Consider the following 21,260-nt stretch of genomic DNA (forward strand, 5'->3'; position numbering starts at 1 on the left):
TTTTCTTTACACAACCGCAGGATTATAAATCATCGTAAAGTGTCCTGGTAATAATTCAATGTGACAAGGTGTATGAAGCGAACTTTCTCCATCTGTATCTACTTCTTTTTCTTCTTTCGTTTCAATATGAATGGATTTTGCTTTTACGTGGAAGATGTCATTTTCATTTGAATCCTCGAATAGTTTCTTTCCGATGTAATCTTTAAATGCTTGAATACCTGTTGATTTGACTACGAAAATATCAAGTGTTCCGTCATCACATTTTACGTTCGGAATAAAGGATGGAATACCACCAAGATATTCACCATTTCCAACCATGACAAGGACAGCTTCGTCTTCATATACTTGTCCGTCATAAGTAATTTTTACTGGGAATGTTTCAGCATTTTTTACAGTTCGAATTGTGCTTAAATAGTAACCGATTTTACCAAGCTTTGCTTTTTCATCTGCATCGATATTGTTTGATACTTCAGATACGAGACCAATCCCCCAGAAGTTTAAGAAATGTTGTCCATTTGCTTTTGCAACGTCAACTGGTTTTATATGTTCTTCTGTAATAAGTTTTGCCGCTTCTGCAATGTTTTGCGGAACGCCAAGTGTGCGAGAGAAGTCGTTGCAAGTTCCGCCTGGAATGATTGCAAGTGTAGGTCTAGTTTCAAGAGGTGCTAAGCCATTTGTGCATTCAAATACAGTGCCGTCACCACCAAAGACGATAATTAAATCTACTTTACTAGCAAACTCTTGGCAATATTTTGTTGCATCACCTTGCTTTTTCGTATGAAGGATATGTAAGTCAGGAAAAGCTGCGGCAAGAGGTGGTACGATTTTCGTTAAATTTGTATGTAAGTCACCTTGTCCAGCTTTCGGATTTACGATGAGGAGTACTTTTTCAAATTTTGTCTTTGTCATTTTTTTCTCTCCCTTTGTCTTTTACGAATTGTGATAGAAAATAAACTTCCACCAGTAATTGATGAAAGTTTATTTTATTATATTATTCCGTTACAACTGAAGCGATAAATGGTAAGTTACGATATTTTTCCGCACAGTCGATACCGTATCCAACGATAAATTCGTCTGGAATTTGGAAGCCAACATACTCAGCTGTTAAGTCTACTTTACGACGTTCTGGCTTATCAAGTAATGTACAGAACTTGAGTGCCTTTGGTTTATGCATAAAGAAGTGGTCTTTTAGAAAATGAAGTGTTAAACCAGAATCGATAATATCTTCTACAACAATTACGTTTTTCCCAGTAATGTTTACGTCGATATCTTTTAGTAGTTTCACTTTTCCTGTTGTTTCTGTTTGATTTCCGTAGCTAGATGCAGAAATAAAGTCAATTGTTACATCATTTTTGATGTGACGAATTAAATCAGCAGCAAATACGAATGAACCTTTTAATACTGCGATAACTACGATTTCTTCTCCTTCAAAGTCACGTTCGATTTGAAGTGCTAATTCTTTAACTTTTGCTTGTAATTGTTCTTCAGAAATTAAAGTGTCTTTTATTTCAATATTCATTGTAATCCTCCTACAGTGTAAAACTTGCGAACATTTCGACTGTAAAGGATAGAATAGAAAAAGTCAAAGGAGATAGTAATTTTTTACAAAGATAACGACAAAATCATCTGATGATATGATATACTAATTATATTAAGAAAACGCTTCCATAAAGGGTGAATATGATGAAGAAGAAACAGTACACAAGTGTAACATTTATAAAAGCATTACTTTTAACAATTGTTCTTGGCCTGTTGGCTTACGTAATTGATGTACCTGCGATTCGTATTTCATTAATTGGAATGACTTTAGTGTTAGGAGCAATTTCGCACGGTATGATGTCGCAGCTAAAAGAAGCTGGACTTGATGATATGAGAGATCATATAGATAAAAAGTAAGAAACCTTCATTATATAGAGTGAAGGTTTTTTTGTTTCTTACAAAAATGTAAGGTAGTTGTAAGGCAAATCGATAGTTGCATAATAGCATTTTGGATAAACTATGGGTGTAAGGTAAAAGGCAAGCATATTTTAGGTAAATTAAGTTTTAGGCACTCTATATGTGAAAAAGGAGTAGGAGGGCATGGAGAAACGCTGGACGACCTTTTCTTTTTTAGCGACTAGTAACACCGTAATGCTAGATGGAAAAATGGATTTTTTGCACTTGTTTGATCGTGAAGATGATCATTCTTCTTCTAAATTTACAATGAAATGGAATAAATGGAGCGAGAGTTGTAGGTTTGAAGAAGAGGCCCCTAACGAAGAGCAAAAGATTATTTTAACAAACCCTATTAAAGCGTGGGTTGTTCAACGTCGTAAGTGTAACGTCAAAAATCACTTCAAGAAAACTGAGCCGAGACAATTAGTTATCGCTCCAACCCGTTCTACTTCCAAATCACGCGAAAGTAACATGTAAATAATTGAGACACACACCCGAAAAAAACATCGTACATATTGCGATGTTTTTTTCTTTTTCTATAATGAAATCTTTAAATGAAATATATTTCATCTGCATCTTATATTTATATCTCTTGTTTATTCTAGTGATACATCCGATGCGAAGTGATGTAAAACGTATAAAAGGAGAGAAATAAAATGAAAAAGAAACTATTACCAATTTGTGCAATGGCACTTTTAACAGTAGGATATTCTTCAGTAGCGAGTGCAGATACTGGAACAGTAACAAAGGAAGAAGCACAAGTGCAACAAGATAAAGCTAAAAAAGAAGAAGCAATTAAGGAACAGCAAAAGAGTGATGAGGAGAAAAAGCAAGCAGCGCAAGTACAAGAAAAAAGTGATATGGCTAAAAAAGAGGAAGCAATAAAAGTTGAGAAAAAAAGTGAAGAAGAGAAAAAGAGAATAGCGCAAGAACAGTTAAAAAACGATATGGCAAAAAAAGAAGCAGCGATAAAAGCCGAGCAAAAGAATGAAGTAGCTAAAAAAGAAGTAGCAAAGCCAGTTGTACAAGGTGAAAAATTACCAAATACAGCATCAAATAATGTAGCAATGATGGGATTAAGTGCATGTCTTGTAGCGGTAGGTACATTATTTGGTTTGAATCGTCGCAATAAGATTAAAGCGTAAATAAAATATTTTCCTATAAAGAATGGGATAATTTCATATATTAAAAATGGTAGGTTACTCCTACCATTTTTGGCATGGAGGAATGAAGAATGAAGTTACTCAATTATATCGGTATCATATTGATGGCTATAGGGCTATTCATGGGATCCTATTATGCTGTGGAATGGTATAAAGGAAGAAGCTCTGCCGGGCAATTAACTGCAGAAGAAATAAAGAGTCTTAAAAATATACAAGATACTCAACTTTCTCGTGAAACACCTGTAACTTCTCAAGTGCCTTCTTCTCAAACAGAACATAAAGAAGGAGAAAAGGTAGCGATGTTAAACATACCAAAAATAAAGAAGAAGTTTTCTATATATTGGGGAGCGGATGATACGACTTTGAAAAAAGGAGTGGGTATGTTCGTTAGTGATTTAACGACAACTCCATCTGGAGGGGGACATACTGTACTAAGTGGACATCGAGATACTGTATTTACAGATTTAGGAGAGTTGAAAGAAAAGGATACCCTTGTTTTAGAGTATGATAATAAAACGTACACATATGAAATTCAAAAGACATGGATTACTCATGCGGATGATCGTACTGTTATTATAAAAAAAGAAGAACCGATATTAACACTGACAACTTGTTACCCATTTAATTATATAGGGAATGCACCAGATAGATATATTATCGAGGCGAAGTTAACTGGCAGTTATTCAAAGTGAAATTATAGTTTCTGAAAGCGGGAGGGGGATATATAAATTATGTCAAAAAATATTTTAATTGTTGAAGATGAAGACATATTACGTGAAATATTAAAAGATTATTTTTTAAGTGAGCAATATGTAGTGTTTGAAGCGAGGGACGGGAAAGAGGCTTTAGTTGTATTTGAAGAAGAAGAGGTTGATTTAGTTATTTTAGATATTATGTTGCCAGAACTCGATGGATGGTCTGTTTGCCGAAGAATTCGAAAGACGTCCGAGGTGCCTATTATTATGCTGACGGCGCGCGTAGATGAAGACGATACGTTACTTGGTTTTGAACTTGGGGCAGATGACTATGTGACGAAGCCGTATAGTCCGCCAATTTTATTAGCAAGAGCGAAAAGGTTATTAGAAAGCAGAAAAGTGACAAAGCAACTTTTAGAGAATGAAGATGATACATTATCAATCCACGGTATTCACGTTCATTTTCCGTCTCGCACTGTTACGGTAGATAGAACCGATATTAATTTAACGCATACAGAATTTGAAATATTAGCGTATTTCATGAAAAATCAAGGAATTGTTTTAACGCGAGAGCAACTCATTTCAAGAATTTGGGGATATGAATTTGCTGGCGATGATCGAACGGTGAATAGCCATATTCGTAATTTAAGAAATAAATTAGGAGAGAAAGAAAAGTATATTACAACTGTAGTACGAACTGGTTATAAATTTGAGGGGAATATATGAGAAAAGGGATTGTTCTAAAATTATTTACTCTTACAACAGCATTATGCATGTTAATTTTAGCGACGATATTTATTGGACAAACGATATTTTTTAAACAATATTATGCGAATCGAAAAGTGGAAGATATTAAAGTGAATTTAAATTCCTTTGAGAAGAACTATTTAAATCATGCAGGAAATGCAGAAGAAATTCAGAAACTAGAGCAAGACTTTTTAAGAGAAAATAATACGTGGATTACGACATTAGATAAGAACGGGAATTTAAAACATGCAGATGATTTTTATTTTGAGGTAACGATAGATCGTAGGCAACAAAAGAGCTTTGGACAACAAATATTTAAAATTCCTTTAGGCAATCTCGTCAATATAGAGGAGATTGATAATAAATTATCGGAGCATTTTTTAGGGCAAGAAATTTATTTTTCTGGAGTGAGAAAAGAAGATAGTTTTATTCCATTCTCTTTTTCTTTATCTAAGCAGAATTTAAGCGGATCTAATAAACCGTTAGAAAAAGCATTTAATGAGAAAATGAGTAAATTAAATGAGGAGAAAAAGAAAGCAGCTGTGGAACAACTTGGTAAGGAAAAGAAGCCGGCTGTTCGGGAGCAAGCTGCTCAAGAACCAGATGTTTACATAGGAGGGCGTGTTACGAAAGTACAGTTTCCAGATGTAAAAGGCCCCGTAAATCCAATTTATAAAAACACTTTATTTTTGGATAGTATAAAAGAATTTCAAACGGATGTGTTACTAAAAGAGAGTAATCAAATAGAGTATTCAACAAAGACAATGGACTACGAAAAGAATGATATAAAATATAAATTATTAATGAAACCAATAAAAGAAAAAGACGGATCGGTAACATATATTTATGCGATGGCTTCTTTACAGCCGGTAGATGAAGCTGTACAAATGGTGCAAGATTATTATATCTATATCATTGCATTTGTAGTCGTTCTTATTTTTTTAGCTTCGTTCTATTACTCAAAACAAATTGCAAAGCCATTATTGAAAATAAATGATACAACAAAGAAAATAGCGCATTTAGACTTCACAGAAAAAATACCGATTACTTCGAAAGATGAAATTGGAGATTTATCGAAAAATATTAATGTGCTATCAAATAAACTCCATTCGCATATTGGACAGTTAGAAGAAGATATTGAAAAGGAAAGAAAGTTAGAAAAGACGCGAAAAGAATTCATTTCTGGTGTTTCACATGAATTAAAAACACCGCTAAGTATTATGAAAAGCTGTATTTCTATTTTAAAAGATGGGGTAGCTGAACATAAAAAAGAGTATTATTTTCAGGCAATGGAGAGAGAAGTAGACAAAATGGATACGTTAATTTTGGATATGCTTGAGTTAGCTAAATTTGAATCTGGTACATATAAAATGAAAAAAGATTCGTTTTATATTGATACAGTAATTGAAGGTATATGTGAACATCTATCTGTGGAAATAGAGAAAAAAGAACTTCATATTCATAAAAATATAAGTTCATTTGAAGTGATTGCAAATCAAGGCCGGATTGAACAAGTCATCGTGAACTTCATTACGAATGCTATACGATATACACCAAATAAAGAGGATATTATTATTTCTACAATAGATGAGAAGAATCGTATAAAAGTGTGCATTGAAAATAAAGGTACTCATATTGAAGAAGAGCAATTAGATAAAATTTGGGATCGTTTTTATCGCGTGGATACAGCTCGTCAGCGTTCACAAGGTGGGACGGGGCTTGGGCTTGCTATTTCAAAGAATATTTTAGAACTACATGATGCTGAATATGGGGCAGAAAATACAGAAGATGGTGTATTATTTTATTTCTATTTACCGAAAAAAGCGTAGACAATATGATCTATGCTTTTTTAATTTATTTTCATATTATCTTTACCTAATCTTTATTTTTAATCAGTATAATTTGTTTAGAATATGAGGTTATGTAAGGAGTCGATGAACCGTGCATAGCAATTGGCTAAGTATAATGGTATTTATTTTCTTTTGCGCATTTATTGTATTTTTAATTGATATTACGATATGAAAAAAGAGCGCTCATTAAGCGCCCTTTTTTTGTGTATTCATTTGATAAGCACTGATGCTTTTGAATAATCGTGGTGAAGTGATAAATAAAAATATAAGTAAAACGGTACATAAAATAAAAGAACCAAGCATTGTACTTCCATTTACGATTAATGAATATAACACAGCTGATTGACCTTTCGGCGCATATTGTCCCCAGAAAATAATGCCGGCAATAAAGTGGCAGAAATAGCGAGCAAAGCTACCGATAAATGTAGCAAGGATAATATAAGCAAGGACTTTCTTACCCTGATTTTGTTTTGATGAATGTTTGTCTTTACGGTTACCTAAATTTGATTGTTCTAAGCTATTTTCATTGGATGTTAAAAGTGCTTTTTGAATTGGACGATAGAATAAGCCAGCAAATCCGATAAAAGCAAAGGCAATGAAGTACTCAATGAATGCTTGAACAGGTGTTAAAATATAAGCATCTCCCACGACAATTTGTAATAGTCCCCAAACTAAACCGCCTAAGAAAGCTGATTTAAAGCCCCAGCGGTAAGCAATAATAAAAATAGGAATCATAGCGAATGAGATAGAACCGCCTGTTGGAAGTTTAAGTGATAATGGTAAAATATCGATAATCATGGCGAAGGCTGCAAGAATAGCAGATTCGATCATCGCTTGTAAATTGGTGTTACGCATGTTGTCTCCCCCTAAATCCAAGTTGTACAAAAAAGAATAGATATCATAGGAGGATACGAAATACGTAAATAAAAATGAGGTATGTATTTCGGACGTTTGCACAATCCCTGCGTTAGCATTAACTAACAGGTTCGAAGGGTCGGAACGAAGTGTTCCCTCTCAGCGGCATGGCTCCCCCAGTGATAACGAAATTCTTTATTTGTTATTGTTTATTGTAAGCGAAATGGATGAGAATGGCAAACGAATACAGTATGACAATAATTGAAATAGAATTGTAGCGAAATGTTAATAAATATGAAGCAAAAGGGTATAGTACAAGAGAAATTGGGTGTGGTATAATTTTTTTGAAAATAATTATCATTCTCTTCTGAGGGGGAAGGTTATGAGCTTAGTAGATATTAAAATTGGAGAGAAAGTGTTAGTAAAAAGTATTCAGTCTTTAGATCAGCTATTAAAGCGTAGACTAGCTGCTTTCGGTCTTGCTGAAGGAAGCGAACTTCGCCTGAAACAGAAAGCGATGTTCAAAGGTCCTTGTACATTGGAGTGTCGTGGACAGTTAATTAGTATTCGTCATTGTGACGCGAAAATGATAAAGGTGGAATTAGCGTGAATAAGGTAGCTTTGCTAGGGAATCCGAATACAGGGAAGACATCATTATTTAATGCACTTACTGGTTCTTATGAATACGTAGGAAACTGGAGCGGTGTAACAGTAGAAAAAAAGGTTGGTAAATTAAAAGATAGACAAGGAACATTAATTGATTTACCAGGTGTTTATGATTTAAATCCAGTTTCACGTGATGAAGGTGTTGTAACAAACTTTCTATTAACAGAAGAATTTAATCATATGTTAAATATCGTAGATTCCTCGCAGTTTGAAAGAAATATGCATTTAACGTTGCAGTTACTTGAATTTGGTAAGCCAGTCTCAATTGGTTTAAACATGGTTGATGTGGCGAAGCAAAGAGGAATTGTCATTGATGTAAAACGATTATCAGAGCTATTAGGTGTAACAGTCGTTCCTGTTGTTGCAAGAAGTGGAAAAGGCTGTGAAGAACTGCTTACGACTCTTAAAGAAAATGACAAAAAAGAGAAAAAGCCATTCCTTATTTCATATGGTGTACAAATGGATGAAGGAATTGGAGAAGTAATTGCTCTTTTAGAGACAGCGAATTACGAGCATCCGAGATGGTTAGCACTTCAATTTTTAAGCAATAACGAAGTAGTAGAAAAAGAAATGAAAGCATTACCAATTTATAAGGAACTCATAGCCATTCGATCTCGCTTAGAAGGAAGACTTGATTGTACGTTAGAAGAGCACATTTACAAAACTCGTGAAGCGTATATTGAAAAGTTAAAAACAAATGTTATGAAGCATGAGAAAGAAGGAAAAATTCCTTTTTCAGAAAAAATTGATAGATTAATTACACATAAAATTTTAGGACTTCCAATCTTTTTAGCAGTTATGTTTTTTATTTTTCAGGTTACGTTTACGTGGATTGGTACACCTTTATCGGATATGTTAGATGAGTTTTTTGGTGGCCAGCTTACGGATTGGGTGACGGCTGGACTTACAAGTATTGGAGCTTCTGATTTTATTCAAGCACTAGTTACAGAAGGTATTATTGCCGGTGTTGGTGCTGTATTAGTATTCGTACCACAAATCTTTGCACTATTCTTTTTTATTTCATTATTAGAAGACTCAGGGTATATGGCGCGAATTGCAGTTGTTATGGATAGAATTATGGAGTTTTTCGGCTTAAACGGAAAAGCTTTTATTCCGATGATTATCGGTTTTGGATGTAACGTTCCAGGTATCATGGCTGCGAGAACGATTGAACAGGAAAAAGAACGTTTACTTACCATTTTAGTAACACCATTTATGTCTTGTTCAGCACGATTACCTGTATATGCATTATTTGCGGGCGTATTTTTCCCGCATAGTCAGGCGACTGTTGTATTTTCTTTATATGTTGCAGGGATTGTTCTTGCGTTATTAGTTACAAAAATTATGTCTCTTACAATTTTGAAAGCGGAAAAGTCTATTTTCGTAATTGAATTACCGCCTTACCGTGTGCCACAAGCAAAAACATTATGGCTAAGCACGTGGGAGAAAGGAAAAGGATTTGTTCGTAAAGCTGGTACATTCATCTTTGGTGGTTCGGTTGTCATTTGGTTATTAAACTATGCAGGTCCATCAGGATTTGGCGTTGATATGGGAGACAGTTACTTAGCGATGATTGGTGGATTTATCGCACCACTATTTGCACCGCTCGGCTTCGGAACGTGGCAAGCTGCAGCATCCCTTTTAACAGGATTTTTAGCGAAGGAAGTTGTCGTTTCTACAATGGCAATTATTTATGCAGTTAAAGAAGATGTGCTTGGAAATGTAATGGGAGCACATTATACAGCATTATCAGCTTATGCATTTATGTTCTTTATTTTATTATATGTTCCGTGTTTAGCGACGGTAGCTGTTATTAAACGTGAAACAGGATCAGCGAAGTGGACGATTTTCTCAGTCGTTTATCCACTCGTAGTTGCTTATGTATTAACGCTCATTATATACCAAGTTGGATCCTTACTCGGATTCTAGAAGGAGATGTATTGTGATGATGGTCAATATTATAATTGGAGCTATCATTTTTGGTTATGCAGCATATACGTTAGTTAATTTTGTAAAGAGAAGTAAAAAAGGAAAATGCGCGGCATGTTCTTTAAATAAGTCATGTCAGTCGCAAACTTGTAGCCCGGATATGGAGCAAATTGCTCATAATAAATAGAAAAAAGCTTTGCGAATTTCGCAAAGCTTTTTTGTTTTACTTTTTAATTTTTACAAGTTGAGAAGCTTCTACGCCTTTGTAACCAGGGAATTCTTTACTTGGGTCTTTATCAAATTTTAATACACCTACAGATTTTTCATCACCTTTTACATTGCTGTAAGTTGCGTCATCGACAATCGCATACATATCTGTATATGCACGACCACTTCCGATAATTGTGTTGCCTTCATATTTTAATTTTGCCCCATCAAGTGCAGCATTTTCTACTTTTTCTTTTGCAAATAATACACCTTGTTCTGTTGTTACAGCTGGTAATTTATCAAGTGGTTTCGTGTTGTCTTTTTCATCAACTTTGCTAAGTAACTCTTTTTTCACTAGTTCTTCACCAGTTTTCTTATCCATTACAAGAACTTTTTTACCATCTAATGTTGTCATTTTCATTTTATAGAAGTCTTTTTCTTTCACTTCTTTTTTGTTTTTATCTGTAATTTGCTGAACTTGTTCTTCTGATCCGTACAGTACAAAGCCGTTCGCTTTCTCTCCTAATAAAGAACAACCTGATAATGCTCCAAGTGAAATTGCTGCTGCTAATCCGATTCCTACTAATTTTTTCATGATGATTTCTCCTTTTATATGTTTTATAGTAAATACAATTTTTGTATTAGTGCTTACATGTGAAGAAGCTTGTTTGTTGCTTCTGGTATTAGTGTATAAGAAATATCGGAATGCAACTATCGAGTTAGCTTACAGTAACATTACACTTATGTAATTTAGTGAAATTGCACAAAAGTAAGTTAATTTCAAAGAGGGATAATGAGAATATATTAGAAATACAATATTGTATATAGAATGTCATATTATAATGGATGTATTTTGGAAATAACATGTAAGGACATATTAGTTTTGTTATAATAAACACATAGGCTGTAAAATGAATATTCTTTACTGTAAAGGGAGATTTTTCAGTTTTCCAAGTAGTGAATTTGAAATATGAGGTATATCATAGGAGGAATTTAGATGTCTGTATTTAAACGATTAAGAGATTTAACAATGTCAAATGTGTATTCGTTAATTGAAAAAGCGGAAGATCCAGTTAAGATGACTGATCAATATTTACGCGATATGCAAGCCGATGTACAAGAGGCTGAGAAAAGTGTAGCAGCTCAAATCGCACTTGAGAAGAAATTCAAAATATTATTTGAAGAGCAAGAAGCACTTGTGAAAAAACGTGAAGAGCAGGCTCATACGGCTGTTCAAGCTAATAACTTAGATCTTGCGCGTCGTGCATTAGAAGAAAAACAAAATGCAGAGCAAAAAATGAATGAGTATAAAGCAAGCTACGAGCAAAATAAAGCTGCTGCTGATAACCTGCGCCTAAAGCTAGAAGAAATGCGTAAGCAATTAAATGAGCTGAAAAATAAACGTGAAACACTTGTAGCACGTGTAAATGCTGCGAAAGCACAGAAAAATATTAATCAGGCGATGTCTGGATTTGATTCAAATTCAGCAAAAGCTGGTTTAAGCCGTATGGAAGAGAAAGCCCTTCAATTAGAGGCTGAAGCGGAAGCAAGCGGTGAAGTTTATAAGAAAGAAAAATCATTAGATGATGAATTCGCAAGCTTAAACAAAAATTCTGCTGTTGACGATGAATTAGCTCGTATTATGAAGCAGTATGAGAAATAATATAGAATAAAGACAAATGAACCGACATGTCTAAATATATTCATGTCGGTTTTCTATTATATTTTAGAGGAGGTTTTGCAATGACATGGATGAATGTAGTTGCCATGCTTGTATGGACTGGAGCGAGTGCAGTACTTTTATTTGCAATTATGTGGGTTGATTCAATTTTTACAAAATACAATGATTTAAAAGAAATCAAAAATGGAAATACAGCTGTAACAACTCGTTTTATTATGAAATTATTTGCACAAGGGTACATTTTATCTCAATCGATAACGAAAGCAAATGATTTATGGCAAGCACTTCTTGCATCAGCAGTTTCTTTCGTTATTTTATTAGTGGTAGAAATGTTTATCGAATTCGTATTAAAGAAAATGTCTGGTCTTGATTTAGAAGAAGGTACGAAAGAAGGTAGCGTTGCACATGCGATGTTAGCCGGATCATTACATATTGTTGGTGCACTAATTTTAGGTGCTTGTTTATAAAGAGAAAAGGAGGGGTAGATCATGAGTTTATTTAAACGAATTAAAAATATAATGAAAAGCCCAGAGCCACCGAAGCCGGAAAAGAGTCTTTTAACGTTAGCTCCTGGCGATATGATTGAAGTTTCATTAGTTATGTATGAATTAATTGGGAAAACGAGTATGCATTCGCGTAAGGAAATTGTTTTGACATTGCAAGATGGAAAAGATATTCGTTATTTAAAAATTGAAGACCGAGAAAATACGTATTACAAATTATATACTCCAATTGATGGTCGCTTAGATTCAATTGATGAAATTCCGACGACAATTGAAATGGATGATACCGAGTATCATATGGAAGAACAATATAACGGACGTGTTGTTGTGATGGGAAAAACTCCATTCTCAGCTTCAGAAGAACAGTATATATGGGAATTCCAATCAGATAATCGAAAATTATTGCGTATTGAATGGCAAAATGGTCGCACAATGATGTATGAGGGAGAAGCAATCATTCCTGCTGATGTACAAATTATAAGAGCAACGTAAGGGGGCGTAATCATGTCAAACCGATTGTTTACCATGATTAAATCGTTTGTGATCCCTATACTTGCTATCGTTATATTACTTGTTGTTGCTGGTTATGCCTTATCAGGTTGTCAAGGCGGGCAGACAAAGTCGATTCAAGACCGTTATCCACTTGAATCTGTTGCCAAGGAAGGTAAACAAGAATCTTACGTGTATAGGGCCGCCAATCGGTCAGTTCCTGAAGTCGCAAAGGAACTCATTAATGAAAGAGAACCGCAGCAAGCGTCTAAAGAAGACGAAAATCAAATGTTCCTCGTTTATTCTGATAAGATTTATAACCTGCAAAAGGATAAAGAGAAACCATCTGATACGTTAATTGAAATAAGTAATAAAGAATTTGTCCGTCAAAATTACCAACCGTCCTTCTTGCAAGGATATATTATGGGTAGCATATTAAACGATATATTCGGCTCACGAAAATCATCATACGGTGATTATCGAGGATATAACGATAGACAAAATCATAAACCAGTTATTCCAGAGAGACCACCTACAAAAGAAGAAAAGAAAACCCCACCTCCAATTACGAAGGAAGGGAAAGGGTCTATCATTAAGCGAGGCGATAATGTAGATTCGAAACCATCAGTAGGTGATAAGGGAAGTATTACTGAAAAAGGAAGTAATACGACGCCCCCACCTTCTACTGGAAGCAAGGGTAAAATTACAAAAACACCAGGCGGTTCAAGCGGATCAGATGTGAAGCCAAAATCATCTATTAAAACGCCGCCAAGGAATACATCTCCTCCGAAAACGAGGGTCGGTGGTTCAGGAAAAATTACGAAGAGAAGATAGTGTAGAGACCGAAAAGTGGAATTTGCTTTTTGGTCTTTTTTTGTTATGGGAATTAATTCCTCTCATGTGGTACGATTTAGGCATAAGGGAGGAAGTAAAAATATATCAGCGATTATTGAAATATATCGACTTACCGACAAAAACTGACAACGATAGCAACTTAATAATAAAAAGAGGGTGTGCCAAAATTTTGGCACACCCTCTTTTTCATAACGATTAATGAATATCACGTTTCTTAAAGTTACCGCCTTTTACTTCTGCTACGTCATAAACTGTAATAAAGGCGTGTGGATCGATTTCATTAATAAGTTCTTTCATTTTACTTTCTTCTAAACGGTTAATTACACATGAAATTTCTTTAAACTTCTCTCTTGAATAACCACCGTATACTTCGTTATATGTTGCACTTCGGCCTAAACGATCGCGAATTGTTTCTACCATTAATTCAGGCTCTTTTGTAATAATTTTAAATGCTTTTGAACCACTTAAACCAACTTCAACGATATGAATCACTTTCGAAGCGATAAAGTAAGCAATTGCCGAAAGGATAGCTCCTTGCAGGCCGAATACCGTTGATACGAAAATAAATACGAACATGTTTAAGAATAAAATAAGGTCACTCGTTCCAAATGGTAACTTACGAGAAAGCAATACAGCAAGCATATCGATTCCATCTAATGCCCCACCGTTACGTAATGCTAGTCCCATACCAAAACCGATGATAATACCACCAACAACTGTAACTAATAATGTATCGCCTTCAATAATAGCTGGTATTCCGTGCATGACAACGGTACCTACTGCTAATGAAGCAATTCCGATAATAGAATAAATCGCAAAGCTTTTACCGATTTGCTTATACCCTAACCAAACGAAAGGAATGTTAATAACTGCGATTAGAGCTCCTAATGGCAATCCAAATAATCTTGAACTAACGATACTTAAACCAGTTACACCACCGTCTGATACGTTATTTGGAATTAATACTGCTTCTAATCCGTACGCTGTGATAAATGCCCCAATAATAATCATCAAAGCTTTTGAAGCAATTCTTAGCTTATTGGGCTTGTTTTTGATAATTTTCTCCATGTAATTTCCTCGTTTCAAACTAGTTTCTTATTTGTTACGTAATTCACACCTAAATTTTATTTTAACATTTAATTTGAAAAAATTCTCCTTTAATGGATGTATGCAGGGAATATTATCACCATATTATCTTTAAAATATTTTTGAAATCAGTATAAGAAATCCCATCCTTTCAAAGGATGGGATGCTATTAAGAAAATATAAAACTAAGTACTGATACGAATAAAGCGAAACCTAAAATAGTTCCACATATTTTCATATGGCGCTTGCGTCCCATTACGACAATCGCAACATATTCACGAATCATTGCATTAGGCCAATAATAAAAGGCTGTCTTTGATCCAATTCCTTGGCTATTAAGACCAGCTTGTCTTGCATATATACCAGCGCGGAAAAGGTGGAAATTATTCGTTGTAAAAATACTTTTATACTTACCGTCTGGTTTTAAAGAATCCATAATTTCTTTAGAGAACAACATATTTTGATATGTGTTTACAGAGCGATTTTCTTGCACTGTATGTTCAAGCGGAATTCCTTTTTCAACAGCGTACTTTTGCATCGCTTCTGCTTCAGGAAGGCCTTCATCTGGACCTTGTCCACCAGAGAAAATAATTGTTGGTGGCGTATTCACAGCGGCTTGTTTCCAGTAAAAGTCGATTGCTTTACTAATACGACTTGCCAGTAAAGGTGGTACTTTATCATTAATTAAGCCGCTACCGAGAACGATGATGAAATCTTGATTACGCCTTGGTCTGTTGAATTGATATAGAAAATAAGCGCTTAAGAAGTTAGATAAGTGTATAAAGAAATATACGCTTATAAGAGAAATACCAGCAAAAATAGGCTGGAAATGTGATGAGACCAAACTTGCTGGATTTATGATAGGGAGTAACATACAGAATAACATCCCTAAAGCAGCAATTAAAGTTAAAGAGTTTGTGAAGCGTCTTCCTTCTCGCTTCATTAAAATTCTAGCATTCAGAAATAGTCCAAACATTAAAGCGATAGTACCGAAAGTAAGCATAAAGAGGAGTGCTAAAAAAGGTAAAAATATAATGTAGCGCAGGACAACACTATCTGAGTTCCAAGATACAATCACGCAAAAAATAAGGAAAAAACAGATAAAAGTATTAAATAAAAACCCATTTATTATTTTTCGTGGATCTTTTAAATAGGAGATAAGAAAAATAATAAACAATATAAGAGGAATAATTCCGAAATACATCATAAATATAGTACACCTCAACTTGTATAAGAATTTGACATACCTTTTATATTACATGATTTTATAAGTGAAAATGAAAGAAAAGGATTTTGAATTTTCTCAATAAAATATATAGATACGTATGTTACAATATATTCAAAGCGATATATTAAAAGTAAAATGGTTGAAAAGGCACTCAGTAGAGTGCTTTTTCTTTGTATGCAATTGTGCATATTATATTTTTTTCAAATGAAGAGGATTACAATATAAGTTGTAGACAGACTTTATAAAGCAGAATTTCATACAAACATTTCCCTCTACTTTTTGTATCTAACAATCGTATAACAATAAATAATTCTGTTTTATAGTGTCTGTTTTTGAAAGGTGTCTTTTTGAAGGCACCTTTTTTTATTAGTATAGATAGTTTACACTGTTAGCATAGTGTAAACTATCTATACTAAACATTAGCAATCTTCCGTATAAATATTATCAATTTACTATATATTCCAGTGGTGTTAACCTACATATGAAAGGCTTTCTTTTTCAAAATATTACCCCTAATAAAATTTTGAAGAAGTCAACTGTCTCCAAACTTGTCTTTATGCTTAAAGAAAAAGCACTCAAATTGAGTGCTTTTTCTTATTGAAACATGCTATTTTTCTAGGCGATTTTCATAAAATAAAAGTAAAGAAATGAAAGTGGGTGACAAAATGCCGGCAGTTGTGGAAGGTGTTATTATTGAAAACTGCAATGGAACAATTAATGTAGGTGACAAATATAACGTACAGCCGATTGAAAAGACGAAGGCTTATAATGGATCGGGATCATCAAATACAGGAATGAAAGTACAAACGTTTAGCGGGATTAGTACAGCTGATGTATGGGATAATGATGCGAATGATCAGGGGATACAGTTTACTTTATAGTACAGTATGTAAAATTGCATAAAATGATGAAGTTGCCCTATGATACAATCTAGCTGTGAGCTGTTAATGATTCTTCTGTAGTATAGTTGTTAGATTAGAAATATAACATCTTATCGAAAATCATACGTATAAAAAAGACACTTCAAATGAAGTGTCTTTTTTTACCTTAGTGATACCCTTTAGCAGAGTCTTTATGAATTTTATTTTTAAATATACTGTAGCTCCAAAGCTGATATCCAATAACGATTGGTACCATGACCATTGCAACGAAGAACATAATTTTTAAGTTTAATTGACTACCAGCTGCGTTGTATAACGTTGTACTGTATGCATCGTTAATACGAGATGGTAACATTCTTGGGAACATACCTGCAAAGCCAGTTGTCATAAACATTGCGATTGTTAGGCAAACGAATGTGAATGCAAGGCCAATTTTATGTTTGTACACCATAATTAGTGCGAGTACACTCATTAGCATTGCAAGTACTGGAAGAATGAATAGTACCGGATATTCCGTAAAGTTTTGGAATAAGTTTGTTCGATTAGCAGTCGCTACATAGAAAATAGCTAAAATGATAGCAGCTGCCATTGAAAACGGTCTTGCGATTTTATAAGCACGGTCGGATACTTCACCAGTCGTTTTAATCATGACCCAAAGGGCACCGGATACGACAAATATAGCAGTGAAGAAAAGACCACCTAATATACCGTAATGGTTTAGTAAGCTAAGTAAATTTCCTTCATAGCCATTTTTTCCGATTTGTAGTCCGTAATACAAGTTAGCAAATGTAACACCGAATAAAAAGGCGATTAAGAAACTGCCAATTGCAAATGCCCATTTACAAGTTTTTTGCCAAATTGGTGAATCATCTTTATGCATGAATTCCAGTCCAGCGGCACGAGCAAATAGTGCAAGTAATACTAAGAATAACGGTGTATATAAATAACTAAACATATTAGCATATGTGACTGGGAAGGCAGCAAATGTTGCGCCACCAGCTGTAATTAACCATACTTCATTACCGCCCCAGAACGGGCCAATTGCTTCTTGTAATTGATTTCGTTCTTGTCGATCTTTCGTAACGAAAGGAAAAATCATTCCGTTACCAAGTGCATACCCGTCAAGAATGAAGTAAACTGTCCAAATCACGCCCCATAAACCGAACCAGATGATTGCAAGCATATCATGAGACATGAGCCACACCTCCCTCAGTAGCAGGTTCTTCTAATGCGGCAGGTCCTTTTTTCGCGAACTTCAGCATTAAGTATACATCTGCGATTAAAAGTAAAGTGTAGAATAAAATTAAACTAATTAATGAGAACCAAATTTGCGGGACAGATATAGGCGATACAGATTCTGCTGTACGCATTAGTTTATATACTGTCCATGGTTGGCGACCTACTTCAGCGACAATCCATCCTGCGTTAATCGCAATATAAGGAAGTAAGACAGACCATATTGTAATTTTTAAATAACGTTTTGAGTTTTCTAGTTTTCCTTTTCGGTTTAAATAGAAGCCATACCAAGTTAATGCCATAAAGAACATACCGAGTGCAACCATTAAGCGGAAGCTATAATACACGAGGTTAACATTTGGACGTTCATCTTTCGGAATATCCTTTAAACCAACAATTTCGCCATCAAATGAGTTTGTATAGAAGAAGCTTCCGAGTTTTGGAATCGTAAGGAATTCAAAATTCTTCTCGTTTTTCACATCAGGAATTTGAACTATTGAGAAGCCTTGTCCTTTTCCGGTTTCCCAAACTGCTTCCATCGCAGCTCCTTTTGCGGGTTGATATTTAGCCGCTGATACACCAGATTGATGTCCCATAAACGGTGTAATTGTTGCGGCGAATAAGCCTAACATTAAGCCGAACTTAAATGATTTTTTGAAGAATTCAACTTCATTTTTACGTAATAAGTGATAGGCACTAATTGCCATAACGAAGAAAGCACCAACAATATAACAACCAACTACAGTATGGAAGAACATATTCCAAGCGTATGGATTCGTAACGAGTGCCCAGAAATCATTTAATTCAGCGCGGCCGTTACGTACTACGTAGCCAACAGGGTTTTGCATAAAGCCGTTTGCTGTAATAATCCAAAGGGCGGAAATATTTGTTCCAAGTGCAACCATCCACATGCAGAAGGCACGGAACTTTGGTGAAATTTTGTCTTTACCGAATAACCATATTCCCATGAAAGTAGATTCTAAGAAGAAGGCAACAAGTGCTTCGATTGCGAGAGGTGATCCGAAAATGTCTCCCATATATTTGGAGTACTCAGACCAGTTTGTTCCAAATTGGAATTCCATTGTAATCCCGGTTATAATCCCCATTACGAAGTTAATTGTAAATAATTTACCCCAGAAATTTGCCATTTTGCGGTATGTTGGATTCAATGTGCGGGCGTATTGAGTTTCCATACATGCCACCAAAATAACAAGTCCGATTGTCAAAGGTACAAATAAAAAGTGATAAAAAATAGTAATTGCAAATTGAAAACGACTCAGTAACAGAACGTCGGACATAATAAATATTCACTCCTTTTTTACATTATCTACAATCAGTTTATAGTGAAAATACGTTTAAAGTATGTGAAACTTGTTACAAAGCTGTGTGTATATTTTGAAAGAATTATGTCGATTATCTGAAAATATCTTATTTTTACTATAAAGCGATATCCTTTTTGAGTTTTTCATATTTTGGTACACTATTTATGTAGTGTAAATGAGAGAAAAGAGGGTTCCTTACTATGAAGTCATTAGAAGAGATTTTGCAGTACAATGAGAAATTTGTTGAAGAGAAAAAATACGAAGAGTATGAAACAGGAAAATTCCCGAATAAAAAAATGGTAATTATCTCTTGTATGGATACTCGTCTTGTTGAATTATTACCAAAAGCAATGAATATGCGTAACGGTGATGTGAAAATTATTAAGGTAGCAGGAGCTGTTATCTCACATCCATTCGGAAGTATTATGCGTAGTATTTTAGTTGCTGTATATGAACTTGGTGCTGATGAAGTTTGTGTAGTTGGTCACCACGATTGCGGTATGGCAAAAATTCAGGCAAGCAGTACAATTGAGAAGATGAAAGAGCGCGGTATAACAAATGAGAAATTAGATACACTCCGTTATTCTGGAATCGATTTAGAAAGATTCCTACAAGGGTTCTCTAGTGTAGAAGAAAGTGTAGAACATAGCGTATCGATACTTCGCAACCATCCGTTACTTCCAGAAGAAGTACCTGTTCACGGTCTTGTTATAGATCCTGATACAGGAAAATTAGATTTAGTTGTGAATGGTTACGACAATTAAGAATTTACTTTGTCATCCTTTTTATCTGGGACAGGATCAAATCCTCCCGGGTGGAAAGGGTGACATTTTAATATACGCTTACAAGTAAGCCAAAAACCTTTGAGTGCACCATGTTTTTGAAACGCCTCTAATCCGTAATGAGAACAAGTCGGATAAAAACGGCATGTTGGTGGTGTCATCGGAGAAATGAATTTTTGATAAAAGCGTATAATCCCAATAAAAATCTGTTTCATAACGGTCTCCTTTTCAGCATATTCTTAAAGTATTATAGCACGACTGTACATAATACTTTACTAATGTGCATTTCCGTTATATCATATTGGATATAACGGAATTAAATTAAAAGCGGGAGAGATGTTGTATGCCATCAGTAGAAAGCTTTGAATTAGATCATACGATTGTAAAGGCACCTTATGTAAGACATTGCGGAGTTCACAATGTAGGTAGTGACGGTATTGTAAATAAATTTGATATTCGTTTCTGCCAACCGAATAAACAAGCAATGAAACCAGATGTTATTCATACGTTAGAGCATTTATTAGCATTTAATTTACGTAAATATATTGATCGTTATCCGCATTTTGATATTATCGATATTTCACCGATGGGCTGCCAAACAGGATATTATCTTGTAGTAAGCGGAACACCGACAGTACGAGAAATCATTGATTTATTAGAACTAACATTAAAAGATGCGGTTCAAATTACAGAAATTCCAGCTGCAAATGAAACACAATGTGGTCAAGCGAAGCTTCACGACTTAGAAGGAGCACAACGCTTAATGAACTTCTGGTTAAGCCAAGATAAAGATGAACTTGAGAAAGTGTTTGGATAAAAAGGAAAACTGCCTGTGAAAGGGCAGTTTTTTTATTGTACTAAGAGCGAACATACTCTTCTTTTTTATGAAAATATATTACATACTCCAACATATAAAACAAAGGCAGAACCGAGAAAATAAACGAATGCTTTTGCTTTTTCCCGTTTCTTCATTTCATCAATTCCAAAAAGGATAAACATAATACTTAAAAGGATAAACACGTAAGGTAAAAGAATAGTGAAGTTTGCAAAGAAGCTAAATAGGGCGAGAGAAAGAGCGATAGTGGCGATTATGATTTGAATGTTTTTTAACATGGAATCCCCCTTAAGTAGAAAAAAATAGTTACTGAGA

At 34.6% G+C, this 21,260-nt stretch carries 26 protein-coding genes and 1 riboswitch; of the genes, 16 read left to right on the forward strand and 10 right to left on the reverse strand.

Going from position 1 to position 21,260, the window contains the following annotated elements; all coding sequences use genetic code 11:
- Window positions 1-6: 6 nt before the first annotated feature.
- Together IQ781_RS18895 and hpt are read right to left on the reverse strand one after the other, a co-directional pair.
- Entirely contained in the window at window positions 7-909 is a 903-nt protein-coding gene (locus tag IQ781_RS18895) for a diacylglycerol/lipid kinase family protein (RefSeq protein WP_000167893.1), read from the reverse strand.
- 82 nt (window positions 910-991) lie between these two features.
- A complete protein-coding gene (hpt, locus tag IQ781_RS18900) occupies window positions 992-1,519 on the reverse strand; it encodes a hypoxanthine phosphoribosyltransferase (RefSeq protein ID WP_001019295.1) in 528 nt (175 codons plus the stop codon).
- A 161-nt stretch (window positions 1,520-1,680) separates the two neighbouring features.
- On the opposite strand from hpt, the gene IQ781_RS18905 reads away from it, so the two are divergent.
- The 6 genes from IQ781_RS18905 to IQ781_RS18930 all read left to right on the forward strand — a co-directional run bounded on the left by IQ781_RS18905 (window position 1,681) and on the right by IQ781_RS18930 (window position 6,369).
- A complete protein-coding gene (locus tag IQ781_RS18905) occupies window positions 1,681-1,896 on the forward strand; it encodes a hypothetical protein (protein ID WP_002001286.1) in 216 nt (71 codons plus the stop codon).
- A 183-nt stretch (window positions 1,897-2,079) separates the two neighbouring features.
- Window positions 2,080-2,412: a hypothetical protein gene (locus IQ781_RS18910; protein WP_000415614.1), complete on the forward strand. Its 333-nt coding sequence runs from the start codon at window positions 2,080-2,082 to the stop codon at window positions 2,410-2,412.
- A 179-nt stretch (window positions 2,413-2,591) separates the two neighbouring features.
- On the forward strand, window positions 2,592-3,080 hold the full coding sequence (locus tag IQ781_RS18915) for an LPXTG cell wall anchor domain-containing protein (protein WP_050365530.1): 489 nt from the start codon (window positions 2,592-2,594) through the stop codon (window positions 3,078-3,080).
- Window positions 3,081-3,169: 89 nt separating this feature from the next.
- Window positions 3,170-3,790 carry a class D sortase gene (locus IQ781_RS18920; RefSeq protein WP_000771595.1) on the forward strand — a complete coding sequence of 207 codons (621 nt, stop codon included), beginning with the start codon at window positions 3,170-3,172 and terminating at the stop codon, window positions 3,788-3,790.
- A 39-nt stretch (window positions 3,791-3,829) separates the two neighbouring features.
- A complete protein-coding gene (locus IQ781_RS18925) occupies window positions 3,830-4,519 on the forward strand; it encodes a response regulator transcription factor (protein ID WP_242808149.1) in 690 nt (229 codons plus the stop codon).
- Window positions 4,516-6,369, forward strand: coding sequence for a sensor histidine kinase (locus IQ781_RS18930; RefSeq protein WP_001225338.1), 1,854 nt, complete (start codon window positions 4,516-4,518; stop codon window positions 6,367-6,369). The genes IQ781_RS18925 and IQ781_RS18930 overlap by 4 nt, the downstream gene beginning before the upstream one ends.
- Window positions 6,370-6,576: 207 nt before the next feature.
- Here the strand turns inward: IQ781_RS18930 and thiT are convergent, their stop codons facing one another.
- Window positions 6,577-7,245 carry an energy-coupled thiamine transporter ThiT gene (thiT, locus tag IQ781_RS18935; RefSeq protein ID WP_001246587.1) on the reverse strand — a complete coding sequence of 223 codons (669 nt, stop codon included), beginning with the start codon at window positions 7,243-7,245 and terminating at the stop codon, window positions 6,577-6,579.
- An 86-nt stretch (window positions 7,246-7,331) separates the two neighbouring features.
- Window positions 7,332-7,433, reverse strand: a riboswitch (TPP riboswitch).
- A gap of 194 nt (window positions 7,434-7,627) precedes the next feature.
- On the opposite strand from thiT, the gene IQ781_RS18940 reads away from it, so the two are divergent.
- Genes IQ781_RS18940 through IQ781_RS18950 form a run of 3 tightly spaced genes read left to right on the forward strand, consistent with a single transcriptional unit; the run spans window position 7,628 to window position 10,027 of the window.
- Entirely contained in the window at window positions 7,628-7,855 is a 228-nt protein-coding gene (locus IQ781_RS18940; RefSeq protein ID WP_000060512.1) for a FeoA family protein, read from the forward strand.
- Complete coding sequence (feoB, locus tag IQ781_RS18945) at window positions 7,852-9,840, forward strand: ferrous iron transport protein B (RefSeq protein ID WP_001044840.1); 1,989 nt, start codon at window positions 7,852-7,854, stop codon at window positions 9,838-9,840. The genes IQ781_RS18940 and feoB overlap by 4 nt, the downstream gene beginning before the upstream one ends.
- A 16-nt stretch (window positions 9,841-9,856) precedes the next feature.
- The gene (locus IQ781_RS18950; protein WP_000989598.1) at window positions 9,857-10,027 is read left to right on the forward strand and encodes a FeoB-associated Cys-rich membrane protein; all 171 of its coding nucleotides are present in this window, start codon (window positions 9,857-9,859) and stop codon (window positions 10,025-10,027) included.
- 36 nt (window positions 10,028-10,063) lie between these two features.
- On the opposite strand, the gene IQ781_RS18955 is transcribed toward IQ781_RS18950, so the two are convergent.
- Window positions 10,064-10,642: a lipoprotein BA_5634 family protein gene (locus IQ781_RS18955; RefSeq protein ID WP_000737501.1), complete on the reverse strand. Its 579-nt coding sequence runs from the start codon at window positions 10,640-10,642 to the stop codon at window positions 10,064-10,066.
- A gap of 402 nt (window positions 10,643-11,044) precedes the next feature.
- Between IQ781_RS18955 and IQ781_RS18960 the strand changes: the two genes are divergently transcribed.
- From IQ781_RS18960 to IQ781_RS18975, 4 genes are all read left to right on the forward strand, one after another.
- Window positions 11,045-11,710: a PspA/IM30 family protein gene (locus IQ781_RS18960; protein ID WP_000110290.1), complete on the forward strand. Its 666-nt coding sequence runs from the start codon at window positions 11,045-11,047 to the stop codon at window positions 11,708-11,710.
- An 80-nt stretch (window positions 11,711-11,790) separates the two neighbouring features.
- Window positions 11,791-12,195 carry a DUF350 domain-containing protein gene (locus IQ781_RS18965; protein ID WP_000220087.1) on the forward strand — a complete coding sequence of 135 codons (405 nt, stop codon included), beginning with the start codon at window positions 11,791-11,793 and terminating at the stop codon, window positions 12,193-12,195.
- Window positions 12,196-12,216: 21 nt separating this feature from the next.
- Complete coding sequence (locus IQ781_RS18970) at window positions 12,217-12,723, forward strand: DUF4178 domain-containing protein (protein WP_000051745.1); 507 nt, start codon at window positions 12,217-12,219, stop codon at window positions 12,721-12,723.
- Window positions 12,724-12,735: 12 nt separating this feature from the next.
- A complete protein-coding gene (locus tag IQ781_RS18975; RefSeq protein ID WP_000071199.1) occupies window positions 12,736-13,554 on the forward strand; it encodes a DUF4247 domain-containing protein in 819 nt (272 codons plus the stop codon).
- Between the two features lie 216 nt (window positions 13,555-13,770).
- On the opposite strand, the gene IQ781_RS18980 is transcribed toward IQ781_RS18975, so the two are convergent.
- Window positions 13,771-14,643 (reverse strand): YitT family protein, encoded by an 873-nt coding sequence (locus tag IQ781_RS18980; RefSeq protein WP_000411246.1) that lies wholly within the window; start codon window positions 14,641-14,643, stop codon window positions 13,771-13,773.
- 187 nt (window positions 14,644-14,830) lie between these two features.
- Complete coding sequence (locus tag IQ781_RS18985) at window positions 14,831-15,868, reverse strand: YdcF family protein (protein WP_139846824.1); 1,038 nt, start codon at window positions 15,866-15,868, stop codon at window positions 14,831-14,833.
- Between the two features lie 668 nt (window positions 15,869-16,536).
- Here IQ781_RS18985 and IQ781_RS18990 point away from each other — a divergent pair.
- A complete protein-coding gene (locus IQ781_RS18990; protein ID WP_002001299.1) occupies window positions 16,537-16,770 on the forward strand; it encodes a spore germination protein in 234 nt (77 codons plus the stop codon).
- A gap of 166 nt (window positions 16,771-16,936) precedes the next feature.
- Here the strand turns inward: IQ781_RS18990 and cydB are convergent, their stop codons facing one another.
- Window positions 16,937-17,965, reverse strand: coding sequence for a cytochrome d ubiquinol oxidase subunit II (gene cydB / locus IQ781_RS18995; RefSeq protein ID WP_000017662.1), 1,029 nt, complete (start codon window positions 17,963-17,965; stop codon window positions 16,937-16,939).
- Window positions 17,955-19,304, reverse strand: coding sequence for a cytochrome ubiquinol oxidase subunit I (gene cydA, locus IQ781_RS19000; protein WP_001286188.1), 1,350 nt, complete (start codon window positions 19,302-19,304; stop codon window positions 17,955-17,957). Before cydA ends, cydB begins: the two co-directional genes overlap by 11 nt.
- 224 nt (window positions 19,305-19,528) lie before the next feature.
- Between cydA and IQ781_RS19005 the strand changes: the two genes are divergently transcribed.
- Window positions 19,529-20,092, forward strand: coding sequence for a beta-class carbonic anhydrase (locus IQ781_RS19005; RefSeq protein WP_000838168.1), 564 nt, complete (start codon window positions 19,529-19,531; stop codon window positions 20,090-20,092).
- Here the strand turns inward: IQ781_RS19005 and yidD are convergent.
- A complete protein-coding gene (gene yidD, locus IQ781_RS19010; RefSeq protein ID WP_000809334.1) occupies window positions 20,089-20,325 on the reverse strand; it encodes a membrane protein insertion efficiency factor YidD in 237 nt (78 codons plus the stop codon). The two genes, IQ781_RS19005 and yidD, sit on opposite strands and share 4 nt — an antisense overlap.
- Window positions 20,326-20,453: 128 nt before the next feature.
- Between yidD and luxS the strand changes: the two genes are divergently transcribed.
- Window positions 20,454-20,927, forward strand: coding sequence for an S-ribosylhomocysteine lyase LuxS (gene luxS / locus IQ781_RS19015; RefSeq protein ID WP_001141371.1), 474 nt, complete (start codon window positions 20,454-20,456; stop codon window positions 20,925-20,927).
- 65 nt (window positions 20,928-20,992) lie between these two features.
- Here luxS and IQ781_RS19020 read toward each other — a convergent pair whose 3' ends face one another.
- Window positions 20,993-21,223 carry a YczI family protein gene (locus IQ781_RS19020; RefSeq protein ID WP_000916667.1) on the reverse strand — a complete coding sequence of 77 codons (231 nt, stop codon included), beginning with the start codon at window positions 21,221-21,223 and terminating at the stop codon, window positions 20,993-20,995.
- Window positions 21,224-21,260 lie beyond the last annotated feature (37 nt).

The organism is Bacillus sp. N447-1 (genome assembly GCF_022701035.1).
Classification (GTDB): Bacteria; Bacillota; Bacilli; order Bacillales; family Bacillaceae_G; genus Bacillus_A; species Bacillus_A cereus.

Excerpts from the sequence above, each read along its gene's own strand:
- IQ781_RS18965 (WP_000220087.1), top strand. The coding sequence starts at position 11,791 with ATGACATGGATGAATGTAGTTGCCATGCTTGTATGGACTGGAGCGAGT.
- IQ781_RS18960 (WP_000110290.1), top strand. The coding sequence starts at position 11,045 with ATGTCTGTATTTAAACGATTAAGAGATTTAACAATGTCAAATGTGTAT.
- cydB (WP_000017662.1), bottom strand. The coding sequence starts at position 17,965 with ATGTCTCATGATATGCTTGCAATCATCTGGTTCGGTTTATGGGGCGTG.
- IQ781_RS18990 (WP_002001299.1), top strand. The coding sequence starts at position 16,537 with ATGAAAGTGGGTGACAAAATGCCGGCAGTTGTGGAAGGTGTTATTATT.
- IQ781_RS18950 (WP_000989598.1), top strand. The coding sequence starts at position 9,857 with ATGATGGTCAATATTATAATTGGAGCTATCATTTTTGGTTATGCAGCA.
- IQ781_RS18955 (WP_000737501.1), bottom strand. The coding sequence starts at position 10,642 with ATGAAAAAATTAGTAGGAATCGGATTAGCAGCAGCAATTTCACTTGGA.
- cydA (WP_001286188.1), bottom strand. The coding sequence starts at position 19,304 with ATGTCCGACGTTCTGTTACTGAGTCGTTTTCAATTTGCAATTACTATT.
- IQ781_RS18980 (WP_000411246.1), bottom strand. The coding sequence starts at position 14,643 with ATGGAGAAAATTATCAAAAACAAGCCCAATAAGCTAAGAATTGCTTCA.
- IQ781_RS18970 (WP_000051745.1), top strand. The coding sequence starts at position 12,217 with ATGAGTTTATTTAAACGAATTAAAAATATAATGAAAAGCCCAGAGCCA.
- IQ781_RS18920 (WP_000771595.1), top strand. The coding sequence starts at position 3,170 with ATGAAGTTACTCAATTATATCGGTATCATATTGATGGCTATAGGGCTA.
- hpt (WP_001019295.1), bottom strand. The coding sequence starts at position 1,519 with ATGAATATTGAAATAAAAGACACTTTAATTTCTGAAGAACAATTACAA.
- IQ781_RS18905 (WP_002001286.1), top strand. The coding sequence starts at position 1,681 with ATGATGAAGAAGAAACAGTACACAAGTGTAACATTTATAAAAGCATTA.
- luxS (WP_001141371.1), top strand. The coding sequence starts at position 20,454 with ATGCCATCAGTAGAAAGCTTTGAATTAGATCATACGATTGTAAAGGCA.
- IQ781_RS18930 (WP_001225338.1), top strand. The coding sequence starts at position 4,516 with ATGAGAAAAGGGATTGTTCTAAAATTATTTACTCTTACAACAGCATTA.
- IQ781_RS19005 (WP_000838168.1), top strand. The coding sequence starts at position 19,529 with ATGAAGTCATTAGAAGAGATTTTGCAGTACAATGAGAAATTTGTTGAA.
- IQ781_RS18910 (WP_000415614.1), top strand. The coding sequence starts at position 2,080 with ATGGAGAAACGCTGGACGACCTTTTCTTTTTTAGCGACTAGTAACACC.
- thiT (WP_001246587.1), bottom strand. The coding sequence starts at position 7,245 with ATGCGTAACACCAATTTACAAGCGATGATCGAATCTGCTATTCTTGCA.
- IQ781_RS18915 (WP_050365530.1), top strand. The coding sequence starts at position 2,592 with ATGAAAAAGAAACTATTACCAATTTGTGCAATGGCACTTTTAACAGTA.
- IQ781_RS18975 (WP_000071199.1), top strand. The coding sequence starts at position 12,736 with ATGTCAAACCGATTGTTTACCATGATTAAATCGTTTGTGATCCCTATA.
- IQ781_RS18985 (WP_139846824.1), bottom strand. The coding sequence starts at position 15,868 with ATGATGTATTTCGGAATTATTCCTCTTATATTGTTTATTATTTTTCTT.
- IQ781_RS19020 (WP_000916667.1), bottom strand. The coding sequence starts at position 21,223 with ATGTTAAAAAACATTCAAATCATAATCGCCACTATCGCTCTTTCTCTC.
- yidD (WP_000809334.1), bottom strand. The coding sequence starts at position 20,325 with ATGAAACAGATTTTTATTGGGATTATACGCTTTTATCAAAAATTCATT.
- IQ781_RS18940 (WP_000060512.1), top strand. The coding sequence starts at position 7,628 with ATGAGCTTAGTAGATATTAAAATTGGAGAGAAAGTGTTAGTAAAAAGT.
- IQ781_RS18895 (WP_000167893.1), bottom strand. The coding sequence starts at position 909 with ATGACAAAGACAAAATTTGAAAAAGTACTCCTCATCGTAAATCCGAAA.
- IQ781_RS18925 (WP_242808149.1), top strand. The coding sequence starts at position 3,830 with ATGTCAAAAAATATTTTAATTGTTGAAGATGAAGACATATTACGTGAA.